This window comes from Streptomyces sp. NPDC093094 (genome assembly GCF_044754345.1).
GTDB lineage: Bacteria > Actinomycetota > Actinomycetes > Streptomycetales > Streptomycetaceae > Streptomyces.
In genome coordinates this window covers 1-11,455 of the sequence record NZ_JBIVOX010000039.1, presented here as the reverse complement: position 1 = coordinate 11,455, position 11,455 = coordinate 1, and the positions used below count along the sequence as shown (strand labels likewise).

The following is an 11,455-nucleotide window of genomic DNA, read 5'->3' as shown; positions in this document are numbered from 1 at the left end:
TGTTCCTACGGGAGTTGATCAAGTGACAGTGTCAACGACAGAGACCGCACCGGCGCAGGCGGGATCCCGCCGCAAATGGGTGGCTCTCGCCGTCGTGCTGCTCGCCGCGTTCCTCGACAACGTCGATTCCACGATCGTCACCGTCGCCCTGCCCAGCATCCAGGACGACCTGGGTGCCGACTTCGCCACCGCGCAGTGGACCCTCGCGGGCTACGCCCTCGCCTTCGCCGTGTTCCTGATCACCGGTGGCCGGCTCGGTGACATCTACGGCCGCAAGCGGCTGTTCATCACCGGCGTCGTCGGTTTCACCCTGGCCTCGGTGGCGTGCGGCGTGGCCGCCTCGCCGGCCATGCTGGTGGGCGGACGCCTGGTGCAGGGTGTGATGGCCGCGCTGATGGTGCCGCAGGTGATGAGCGTCATCATGACCACCTTCGAGCAGAAGGAATGGGTCATGGCGTTCTCCATGATGGGCGCCGTGCTGGGCCTCGGCGGCGTCAGCGGTCCGCTGCTCGGAGGTCTGCTGACCGACCTGGATGTGTTCGGCCTGGGCTGGCGTGCCATCTTCCTCATCAACATCCCGTTCGGAGTGCTCGCCGTCGCGCTGGCCGCCTGGTGTCTGCCCGAGAGCCGCTCCGAGCAGGCACCGCGCCTGGACGTCCCCGGTGTCTTCCTGGTCAGCCTGGCCGCGCTCGGCCTGATGTTCCCGCTGGTGCAGGGACGCGAACAGGGCTGGCCCGCCTGGATGTTCGTCATGATGGGCGTGGGCCTCGCGCTCCTCGTGCCGTTCGCGTTCCACCAGCGCCGCCGGCACGCCAAGGACGCCTCCGCGCTGGTTCCCCCCACCCTGTTCAAGCTCCGCTCGTTCACCGCGGGTGCGCTCGTGGTGATGCTCGCCTTCTCCGGCATCACCTCGTTCTTCCTGGTCCTGACCTACCAGATGCAGCTCGGACTCGGCTGGTCCGCGATCCGTACCGCCCTGGTCACCGTCGCCTTCCCGATCGGCATCACCGCCACCTTCCAGATCGCCTGGCGCAAGGGCACCGCCAACGGGCGGGCGTTCGTCGCCCTCGGCACCACCGTCATGGCTCTGGGCACCCTGCTGATGATCGTGCTCACCAAGACCCAGGGCCCGGACCTGACCTGGCTCCAGGTGGCGGGCGCCGAACTCGTCGTCGGTCTCGGTATGGGCCTGTGCTCGCCGATCCTCACCAATGTCGTCCTCGGTGACGTCCCGCCGCAGGACGCGGGCGCGGGGTCCGGCGTGGTCAACGCGCTCATCCAGTTCGGCACGGCCGTCGGCATCGCCGTCGTCGGCGTGATCTTCTTCAGCCTCTCCGGCTCCGGGCCGGGCAGCACCGCCGAACGCTTCAGCGACGCCACCGCCGCCACGCTCTGGTACAACGCGGGCGTGTTCGTCCTGGTGGCCCTGCTCAGCCCGCTGCTGCCCGCCTCCAAGAAGCCCGACACCGCCACCGCCGACTCCGCCGCTCGTCAGGCGGACCCCGCCGGCGGCCTCGTACCCGATCCCGCGTAGTCCGAATTCCGTTCCCCGTACGGAAAACCTGTCTGGCCGGTGCCGTGATCCTGTGCCAGCCTTGATGTCGCACATTCCCCCCAGGAGGTATGCATGTCGGAAACTCCGGAGACGAATTCCACCGAGAACGACGCCCGGGCCAAATTCCGTGAGGCCCTCTCCCGCAAGGCGGACACCACCCGGGCGCGCCAGGCCCACGAAGAAGGCCGGCTGCGGGTGAAGGGCATGAGCGGGGCCGCGGGCCAGAAGCGCTACTTCCGGCGCAAGACCGGCTGAGCGGCACACCGCACACACGCCCCGGGGCTGCCGCGGGCTCTTTTCGACCCACTGGGAGAAAAGAGCCCGCGGCAGCCCTTTCGCATGTCCGGGATCCGGCCCGGAACCCGCTCCGCCCCGGTCCTCGTGGCCTTCCGGTGATCCACCGCACATCCGGTCGCCCGGCACTCGGAAACCACTCGGAAAACGCTTGAGGAACGGTAGGGAATGCCTGGAATTCACGGTGCTGAGCAGCGAAATCGCGTCAACGTCCGGAACGCCGCCCGCGCCGCGTCTGGATCATGGTTCGAGCGGCGCCCCAGCGGGCCGCGAGGTGCCGCGGCGAAGGTGGCGTACGGGCGCGCGACCGGCCCGTCCCGGACGAAGGAGCATCCCGCGCCATGACCACCACCGCCGAGACCGGACACGCGCCGGGCGCCGCACCCGGCGACTGGGAGGCGGCCGCCGACCTGCGCGCGGCCCGGCTGGAGGCCCGGCTCGGCGACCCCTACGACCCCGCCAACCCGCACGGCCTGCGCGCCCTGTTCGCCGCCGACGACCGGCGCACCCCGCCGCGCGAGACCGAGGAACTCCTCGACGGCGCGGGCCTGGCCGCCGAGTTCGTACCCGCCGAGTACGGCGGCCGGCTCACCCGCGCCGACCTGCTGGCCCGCACCCTGCGCCCCGTCTTCCGGCGCGACGTCGCCCTCGGCTTCGGCCACGGCATCACCTCGCTGTTCGCGACCGGCGCCGTCTGGGCCGCCGGCACCGAGGAGCAGCGCCGTCACGTCGCCGGTCTGCTGCTGGGCGGCGGACGGGCGACGATCCTGCACCACGAACTCGCCCACGCCAACGCCATCCTGCGCCATGAGTTCACCGCCCGCCCCGCGCCCGGCGGCGGCCACCTTCTCGCCGGGCGCAAGGACCTGATCATCAACGCCGCCCGCGCCGACGCCCACATCGTCTACGCCCGCACCGACCCCGCACGCGGACCCCGCAGCCACTCCGTGTTCGTCCTCGACCCCGCCGACGCGCCGCCCGGCAGCATGCGGCACCTGCCGCGCGTGACGACCTCCGGCATGCGAGGCGCCCTCTTCGCCGGACTGGAGTTCGAGGACCGGCCGGTGCCCGCCGACGCGCTCGTCGGCGGCATCGGGGACGGCGTCGCCCTCGCCCTGCGCACCTTCCAGGTCAACCGCAGCGTCATCTGCGGTGTCGTCACCGCCGCAGCCGACACCGTCCTGCACTCCGCGGTCCGCGCCGCCACCACCGGCCGCAGCGGACCCGTCGCCCGCCGCTGGCACAAACCGCTCACCGGAGTCTTCGCCGACCTGCTGGCCTGCGACGCCATGGCCACCGTCGCGCTGCGCGCCCTCGGCCTGCTGCCCGACCGCGCCCATGTGTTCGCCGCCGCCGTCAAGTACGTCGTCCCCGACCTGCTGCGGGAGAACCTCGAAGAGCTCGCCGCCGTCCTCGGCGGACGCGGCTACGAGCACGACAGCCCCGAGTACGGCGCCCTCGACAAACTCGTCCGCGACCTGCCCGTCGCCGGACTCGGCCACGCCGGCACCGCCTCCTGCCAGTCCGTGATCGTGCCGCAGCTGCGCACCCTCGCCGAGACCGCCTGGTTCGCCGAGGAGGAACCGCCGCCCGAGCTGTTCCGCGCCGGCGCCGAACTGCCCCCGCTGGACTACCGGGCGCTCGGCATCGCAGGCGGCGGCGACTTCATGGCCGCCTCCCTGCTCGGCTCCGCCGCCCGGCTCGCCCCCGCCCGCGGCGTCGGCGGGCAGATCGCCGCGCTCGCCGCCCTCGCCGAGGCGTTCACCGCCGAACTGCGCGCCCTGCGCGAGACCTGCCGGCAGCTTCCCCGGCACGGCGGACGGGGCCTGTCCGACCCGGCGGTGGCCGTGCTCAGCGACCGCTACAGCCTCGTCGTGGCCGCCGCCGCCGTCCTCGGCGTCTGGGAGGGCCAGGACGGCAGCGACCCGTTCCTCGCCGACGCCGCCTGGGCCGTGCTCGCCCTGTCCCGGATCGGCGCCCGCCTCGGCATCCCCGTGCCCGACCTGCCCGACGGCTGCATCCAGCAGGTCCTGGACGAACTGGTCCGCCGCTACCGGGCCGGCCTCGGCTGCGACCTGGCCGCCACGGTCCTGGCCCAGTGACGGCCCGTCACCGCCGCCACCGGGCCCGCCCGGACCGCTCACGACCCGCGCGACGACCCACGGAAAGGGGTGGACCGAGGTGAACCCGCTCACCCGCATCGACCCGGCGTGCGTACCCGACGACGCCGACCGCATCAGCGAACCCGTCCACGTCGGCGGCCCCGACGGCCCCTGGCACCGGGTCCACGAGGGCATGCGGCTGCGCGGCAACGCCGTCGTGTTCACCACCTGGGGCGAATGGCTCGGCCCCGCCGTCACCGACCCCGGACTGCGGCCCCTGCTCGGCCGCGACTGGCAGCGCTACCGGCGCACCACCGACCCGCTGGTGCGGTTCCGGTTCGTCACCTCACGCCTCGTCACCAAGTTCACCGCCGCCGCCGCGCTGGGCACCGAGGCCGCCGAACTCGACCTCGCCTACAAGATCGGCGGCCGGCCCTATCTGCGCGGCCTCGACCAGGTCGACATCAGCCTCACCCACACCGACGACCTGATCGCCGTCGGCGTCAGCCGCAACGGCCGCGTCGGCGTCGACGCCGAACCCGCCGACCGCTCCATGTCCTTCGACCTGCTCCACAGCCATGTCTGCACCCCCGCCGAACGCGCCGAACTCGAACCGCTGCCCGAGGAGGAGCGCGCCGCCGGACTGCTCAGACTGTGGACCCTGAAAGAGGCGTACACCAAGGCCATCGGACAGGGACTGCGGCTCGGCTTCACCGAGTTCGGCTTCGGCACCGGCAGCGGAGGACTCCTCGCCCCCGACGGCCGGCCCGCCTCCCGCGGCGAATGGGCCTTCGCCACCCACCGGGTCCTCGGCCGCTACCTCATCAGCACCGCCTGCCACGACGCCGGCCTCGACACCGCCCGCGACACCGCCCCGCACACCATGCTCGACGAGGGCTTCATGGGCGCCGTCACCGACCTGCTCACCCTCTGACCCCACGGCTCCGGGCCCCGTGGCGGCAGCCCGGAGCCCCGCTCGCGCCCACGTCCAGGACCGGTCGAGGAACCGGCGTCGCGCACCGCGCCCCGTTAGCGTTCCGGGCGACGGTTGCGGACGTGAGGGACGAGGAGGCCGTCATGGCAGAACCGGGCTTCCCCGCACGCCGGCCGGTCCGGCGTGCCTCGCTGCACGTACTGCCCGGCCCGCCGCAGACGGCCACCGCCCCGGGCACCCCGGTACGGGTGTACGTCCTCGCCGCGGACGCGCTGGCCCGCGCGGGCATCAGATCCCTGCTCGCGGGCCACCCCGCCGTGCACCTGGTCGGCGACGGGGACCCCGGCGCCCTCGACCTGCTGCCGGCCCTGCACCCCGACGTGGTCCTCGCCCACGGCGACAGCGCGTCCCACCTGTCCCGGCACCCGGCCCGCACCCCGCACCCACGGCTGGTCGTCGTCGGCGGCGCACCCGACGGGCCCGGCACCCCCGCCAGCGGCCGGCTGCCGGACACCGCCACCCCGGACCAACTGGCCTCCGCGCTCGTGCTCGCCGCCGCCGGCTACCGCGTCCAGCCCGACGACCGCCCGCAGGACGACGGCACGGCCGCCGGCGCACCGCGCGCCCAGGACCGGACCACCGTCTCCACCGTGGGCCCCGAGGCGCTCACCGACCGCGAACGGCAGGTGCTGGAGCTGCTGGCGCGCGGACTGACCAACACCGAGATCGCCGGCCGGCTCACCCTGTCCGAGCACACCGTCAAGACCCATGTGCAGAACCTGCTCGGCAAACTGCGTCTGCGCAACCGCGTCCACGCGGCCATCTACGCCTTCGAGTCGGGGCTGCGCAGCCCGGCCTGACCCGGCGGCACCACGGCCGACCACACCGTCCATCACGGTGTCAGCGCCGTATCAGGTCCGTATGGGCGGCCCCGCACATACTCGTTGGGCGCTCGCACAGAGGGGAGGAGGGGGCCTTCGCAGCCGTACGCCGAGGTCGTGCACACAAGCCGTACGCGTCGACCGCACGCCGTACGCGCGGCCACGGAGGTGCGCGCCCCGTACAGCCGATGACCGCCAATCACACCTCACCCCCGCCGGACGGGGAGACGACCTGCGTCGTCGTCGACCTCGGACCGGCCCCCCACGACGAGCCGACCCTCGAACTGCACGGCCCGCTGGACGAGACCCGGCTGGAGGCCGCGCTCGACCAGGCCGCCGTCCGCACCCCCGGCACGCCCGCCCTGCGCCACCGCGTCGACCGGCACGATGCCGGCCACCACACCCTGCGGCTGACCGCCGAGGACCCGGAGCCGCCCGGCGGCCCGTTCCCCTACGGACTGCTCGCCGACCTGCTGACCCGGCCGCCCGCGTCCGGCGCCCGCACCACCCGCGCGCTCGCACCGACCCCGCTGATGCGCGAACTGCTCGCCGACGCCGACGCCCACCCCGGCCGCCATGTCGAGCGGCTGTCGTGGGCCTGGCACGGGCCGCTCGACCCGGACCGGTTCCGCGCCGCCTGGCAGTCCGTCGTCGACCACGAGAGCGTGCTGCGCGCCGCCTTCGACGACGGGCCCGAACCGCTGCTGGTGCTGCACGACGACGTCAGCGCCGACGTGCTGTGGCTGCCGCACGGCTCCGTCCGCTGGACCGACCTGGTCGAACACGACGTACGGCGCGGCCTCGACCCGCGCCGCCCCTGCGGCCTGCGCGTCACCGTCCTCGGCGGCGACGGCACGGCCACACCCGCCCAGGTGCTGCTCACCTACCACCACGCCCTGCTCGACGACTGGAGCGCACGGCTGCTGCTGCGCGAGTTCTACCGCGCCTACCTGGCGGGCGGCCGGCTGCCCGGCGGCGAGCGCCGCCCCGACCTGCGCGACTACGTCCGCTGGCTCGGCCACCAGGACACCGCCCCCGCACAGCAGTTCTGGTCGCGGGGTGCCCCGCCCGCGGACGCGGTCTCGCCCGTCCCGCTCGCCGAGGCACCCGGCCCGGCGCGCACCGGCCGCACCCGGGTCCGGCTGACCGCCGACCAGACCGAACGGCTGACCGCCTGGGCCGCCCGCCTGGGCAGCACCGAGAGCAGTGTGCTCCAGGCCGTGTGGGCGGTGCTGCTGTACCGGGCCGGTGGCGCCGACGGCACCGCACACGTCCGCTTCGGCGTCACCGCCTCCGGCCGCGGCATCCTCTTCGAGGGCGCCGACCGCCTCCCGGCCGCGCTGCGCACCCCGCTGCCGATCGGCGTCGAGGTCGACCCCGGCCGCACCGTGGCCGGCCTCCTCGCCGAACTGCGCGACCGCATCCTGGACATGACCTCGTACGAATGGGTGTCACCGGGCCAGATCCACACCTGGTCCGCACCGAGCCGCACCGTCACGGCGGACCCGGCGGACCCGCGGGACCGGGCACCCGCCGGGAACCTCCCCGCCGACGGCAGCCTCCTCGTCTTCGAGGGCGGACCGCACCCCGCCGACGACCTGACGGAGGAACTCGCCGCGCACGGCGTGCGGGTGGAGCGGCCCGACCCGCTGGGCGCGCGCACCGCCTTCCCCGTCACCCTCGTCGCCCACCCCGGCGACGACGGCGGTCTGGTGCTGACCGCGTCCTACGACCGCGGACCCCACACCGACGCCGCCGAGGTGCTCACGCACAGCGCACTGCTCCTCGGCGAACTGCCCTACCTGCCGGGCGACTCCACGACCGTCGCCGACCTGCTGCGACTGCTGGCCGCCGCGGACGGCACGGCCGGGCGGCGGCCAGCACCGCAGGAGGACCCCGGCCCCGCCGGACCCCGCAGGCCCTCACGGCCCCCGGGGACCGACGAACCGGCCGATCTGCCGCTGGTACCGCTGCGGCTCGCCGCCGACCCGGGCGCCGGAGTCGTCTGCCTGGTGCAGACGCACGGCACCCCCCGCTCCCGCTACGACCGGCTCGCCGCCGCCTACCAGGGCCCCGAGTCGATCGTCCTGCTGCGCAGCGTGCCCGGCGGCGCCCGGGCCCGCCACGAAGCGCTGCGGCCGCTGGCCGGCGGCGCCGGGCTGCTGGTGCTGTGCGCGTTCTCCGGCGGCGGCAGCGCCGCCTACGAGATCGCCCGGCTGATCGCGGCGAGCGGCGGCCGCCCCCCGCTCGTGGTGCTCACCGGCACCACGACCGGCGCCGCCCCGCTCGCCCGGATGCTCGAAACCGTCGCCGCACGAGCCGGACGTCCCTGAACCCGGCCGCACGGCGACGGCGCACGGACGGCCCGCAGGGCCGTCGTGAGACGTCAACCTCTGGAGAGTCATGTCCCGTCGCCTGTTCACCTCGGAGTCCGTGACCGAGGGCCACCCCGACAAGATCGCCGACCAGATCAGCGACGCCGTCCTCGACGCGCTGCTGCGCCAGGACCCCACGTCCCGTGTCGCCGTCGAGACCCTCATCACCACCGGCCAGGTCCACATCGCCGGCGAGGTCACCACGTCGGCGTACGCGCCGATCGCCCAGATCGTCCGCGACAAGATCCTGGAGATCGGCTACGACTCCTCCGCCAAGGGCTTCGACGGCGCCTCCTGCGGCGTCTCCGTCTCCATCGGCGCGCAGTCCCCGGACATCGCCCAGGGCGTCGACACGGCGTACGAGTCCCGTGTCGAGGGTGCCGCCCGTACGGGGGAGACGGACGAGCTCGACAAGCAGGGCGCCGGCGACCAGGGCCTGATGTTCGGCTACGCCACCGACGAGACACCGTCGCTGATGCCGGTCCCGATCGACCTCGCGCACCGGCTCTCCCGCCGCCTCAGCGAGGTCCGCAAGAACGGCACCGTCCCCTACCTGCGCCCCGACGGCAAGACGCAGGTCACCATCGAGTACGACGGCGACAAGGCCGTCCGCCTGGACACCGTCGTGGTCTCCACGCAGCACGCGAGCGACATCGACCTGGACTCGCTGCTCGTTCCCGACATCCGCACCCAGGTCGTCGAGCCGGTCCTGGCCCGCTTCGCCGAGGACGGCATCAAGCTCGACACCGACGGCTTCCGTCTGCTGGTCAACCCGACCGGCCGCTTCGAGATCGGCGGCCCGATGGGCGACGCCGGCCTCACCGGCCGCAAGATCATCATCGACACCTACGGCGGCATGGCCCGCCACGGCGGCGGCGCCTTCTCCGGCAAGGACCCGTCCAAGGTCGACCGCTCCGCCGCCTACGCCATGCGCTGGGTCGCCAAGAACGTCGTCGCCGCGGGCCTCGCCTCCCGCTGCGAGGTCCAGGTCGCCTACGCGATCGGCAAGGCCGAGCCGGTGGGTCTGTTCGTGGAGACCTTCGGCACCCACAAGGTCGAGCCCGAGAAGATCGAGAAGGCCGTCGCCGAGGTCTTCGACCTGCGCCCGGCCGCGATCATCCGCGACCTCGACCTGCTGCGCCCGATCTACTCCCAGACCGCCGCCTACGGCCACTTCGGCCGTGAGCTGCCCGACTTCACCTGGGAGCGGACCGACCGCGCCCAGCTGCTCCGGGACGCGGCCGGCCGCTGAGGCGGTCGGTCCCGACGCCCCCCGAGGAGATCCCGGCATGCGCATCGCTGTCACCGGTTCCATCGCCACCGACCATCTGATGGTCTTCCCCGGCAGGTTCGCGGATCAGCTGATCCCCGACCAGCTCGCCCATGTCTCGCTCTCCTTCCTCGTCGACACCCTCGAGGTGCGGCGGGGCGGGGTGGCGGCCAACATCGCCTTCGGCCTCGGCAGTCTCGGCCACACGCCGCTGCTCGTCGGCGCCGTCGGCGACGACTTCGCCGAGTACGAGACCTGGCTGAAGGCGCACGGCGTCGACACCGGAGCGGTCCGTGTCTCCGGCACCCGCCGGACCGCCCGCTTCCTGTGCCTGACCGACCAGGACGCCAACCAGATCGCCGCGTTCTACGCGGGCGCCATGGAGGAGGCCCGCGACATCGACCTGGGCCAGGTCGACCTGCCGGCCGCGCAGCGGCCCGACCTCGTGCTGGTGTGCCCCAACGACCCCGAGGCGATGCTCCGGCACACCGCCGACTGCCGTCGCCTCGGTCTGCCCTTCGCCGCCGACCCCTCCCAGCAGCTCGCCCGGCTCGGACCCCACCAGGTCCGCGACCTGGTCGACGGGGCGCGCTGGCTGTTCACCAACGAGTACGAGGCCGCGCTGCTGCTGGAGCGCACCGGCTGGACCCGCGAGGGCGTGCTCTGGCGGGTCGGCGCCTGGGTGACCACCCTCGGCGGCGACGGGGTGCGCATCGAGTGCGCCGACCGGCCGACGCTGACCGTGCCCGCCGTTCCCGGGCTGCCGGTGGCCGATCCGACCGGTGGCGGCGACGCCTTCCGCGCCGGGTTCCTCGCCGGTGTCGCCCGCGGTCTGGCCGTCGTCCCCGCCGCCCGGCTGGGCTGCGTCCTGGCCGCGCAGGCTCTCGCCGCCGTCGGCTCCCAGACGTACCGCGCCGACCGCGCACGGCTGCTCGGCACGGCGGCCCGCGCCTACGGCGACGACGCGGCGGCCGAACTCGCCCCCGCCCTGGACCGTATGACCACCGACCGCGGGGCCGTGGACCCCGCACCCGCCCCGGACGGCGTCCGCGCCGCACCCGCCCCGGCCCTGGAAGGTGCCGCATGACCGGGCCCCGTACCCCCGCCGACAGCCGGACCCGCGTGTCCGCGCTCCGCGAGGCGCTCGCCACCCGGGTGGTGGTCGCCGACGGAGCCATGGGCACGATGCTCCAGGACCAGGACCCCACTCTGGAGGACTTCCAGGACCTGGAGGGCTGCAACGAGGTCCTCAACGTCACCCGCCCCGACATCGTGCGCTCCGTGCACGAGGCGTACCTCGCCGCGGGCGTGGACTGCGTGGAGACCAACACCTTCGGCGCCAACCACGCGGCGATGGCCGAGTACGACATCGCCCACCGCGTCCACGAGCTGTCCGAGGCGGGTGCCCGCATCGCCCGCGAGACCGCCGACGACGTCACCGCGCGCACCGGCCGGCAGCGCTGGGTCCTCGGCTCGATCGGCCCGGGCACCAAGCTGCCCACCCTCGGCCACATCGACTACGGCACCCTCCGTGACGGCTTCCAGGCCAACGCCGAGGGCCTCCTCGCGGGCGGTGCCGACGCCCTGCTGGTGGAGACCACCCAGGACCTCCTCCAGACCAAGGCATCGGTCGTCGCCGCCCGCCGCGCCATGGACGCTCTCGGCGCCGATGTCCCCCTGCTGTGCTCGATGGCCTTCGAGACCACCGGCACCATGCTGCTCGGCTCCGAGATCGGCGCCGCCCTGACGGTCCTGGAGCCGCTCGGCATCGACATGATCGGCCTGAACTGTTCCACCGGCCCCGCCGAGATGACGGAGCACCTGCGCTATCTCGCCCGCCACTCCCGGATCCCCCTGCTGTGCATGCCCAACGCGGGCCTGCCCGTCCTCACCAAGGACGGCGCCCACTTCCCCCTCGGCCCCGAGGGACTCGCCGACGCGCAGGAGAGCTTCGTCCGGGACTACGGGCTGTCGCTGGTCGGCGGCTGCTGCGGCACCACCCCCGAGCACCTGCGGCAGGTCGTCGAACGCGTCCGTGACCTCG

9 protein-coding genes are annotated in these 11,455 nt (G+C 74.0%); all 9 read left to right on the top strand.

Annotation, left to right across the window (positions count from 1 at the left end):
• Nucleotides 1-28: 28 nt before the first annotated feature.
• Nucleotides 29-1,534: an MFS transporter gene (locus ACIQGV_RS39265; protein ID WP_402504193.1), complete on the top strand. Its 1,506-nt coding sequence runs from the start codon at nt 29-31 to the stop codon at nt 1,532-1,534.
• A gap of 93 nt (nt 1,535-1,627) precedes the next feature.
• A complete protein-coding gene (locus ACIQGV_RS39260; protein ID WP_402504190.1) occupies nt 1,628-1,810 on the top strand; it encodes a DUF5302 domain-containing protein in 183 nt (60 codons plus the stop codon).
• Between the two features lie 380 nt (nt 1,811-2,190).
• Nucleotides 2,191-3,951 carry an acyl-CoA dehydrogenase gene (locus tag ACIQGV_RS39255; RefSeq protein ID WP_402504188.1) on the top strand — a complete coding sequence of 587 codons (1,761 nt, stop codon included), beginning with the start codon at nt 2,191-2,193 and terminating at the stop codon, nt 3,949-3,951.
• Between the two features lie 79 nt (nt 3,952-4,030).
• Nucleotides 4,031-4,885, top strand: a complete 855-nt coding sequence (locus ACIQGV_RS39250) for a 4'-phosphopantetheinyl transferase family protein (protein ID WP_402504186.1) — start codon at nt 4,031-4,033, stop codon at nt 4,883-4,885.
• 143 nt (nt 4,886-5,028) lie between these two features.
• Nucleotides 5,029-5,745, top strand: a complete 717-nt coding sequence (locus tag ACIQGV_RS39245) for a response regulator transcription factor (protein WP_402504183.1) — start codon at nt 5,029-5,031, stop codon at nt 5,743-5,745.
• A gap of 209 nt (nt 5,746-5,954) precedes the next feature.
• Nucleotides 5,955-8,099 carry a condensation domain-containing protein gene (locus tag ACIQGV_RS39240; protein WP_402504181.1) on the top strand — a complete coding sequence of 715 codons (2,145 nt, stop codon included), beginning with the start codon at nt 5,955-5,957 and terminating at the stop codon, nt 8,097-8,099.
• Between the two features lie 70 nt (nt 8,100-8,169).
• The gene (metK, locus tag ACIQGV_RS39235; protein WP_402504179.1) at nt 8,170-9,393 is read left to right on the top strand and encodes a methionine adenosyltransferase; all 1,224 of its coding nucleotides are present in this window, start codon (nt 8,170-8,172) and stop codon (nt 9,391-9,393) included.
• A gap of 37 nt (nt 9,394-9,430) precedes the next feature.
• A complete protein-coding gene (locus ACIQGV_RS39230) occupies nt 9,431-10,498 on the top strand; it encodes a carbohydrate kinase family protein (protein ID WP_402504176.1) in 1,068 nt (355 codons plus the stop codon).
• A partial coding sequence (locus tag ACIQGV_RS39225) for a homocysteine S-methyltransferase family protein (RefSeq protein WP_402504173.1) occupies nt 10,495-11,455 on the top strand: 961 nt, incomplete at its 3' end. The genes ACIQGV_RS39230 and ACIQGV_RS39225, both read left to right, overlap by 4 nt.

Excerpts from the sequence above, each read along its gene's own strand:
- ACIQGV_RS39260 (WP_402504190.1), top strand. The coding sequence starts at position 1,628 with ATGTCGGAAACTCCGGAGACGAATTCCACCGAGAACGACGCCCGGGCC.
- ACIQGV_RS39255 (WP_402504188.1), top strand. The coding sequence starts at position 2,191 with ATGACCACCACCGCCGAGACCGGACACGCGCCGGGCGCCGCACCCGGC.
- ACIQGV_RS39245 (WP_402504183.1), top strand. The coding sequence starts at position 5,029 with ATGGCAGAACCGGGCTTCCCCGCACGCCGGCCGGTCCGGCGTGCCTCG.
- ACIQGV_RS39240 (WP_402504181.1), top strand. The coding sequence starts at position 5,955 with ATGACCGCCAATCACACCTCACCCCCGCCGGACGGGGAGACGACCTGC.
- metK (WP_402504179.1), top strand. The coding sequence starts at position 8,170 with ATGTCCCGTCGCCTGTTCACCTCGGAGTCCGTGACCGAGGGCCACCCC.
- ACIQGV_RS39230 (WP_402504176.1), top strand. The coding sequence starts at position 9,431 with ATGCGCATCGCTGTCACCGGTTCCATCGCCACCGACCATCTGATGGTC.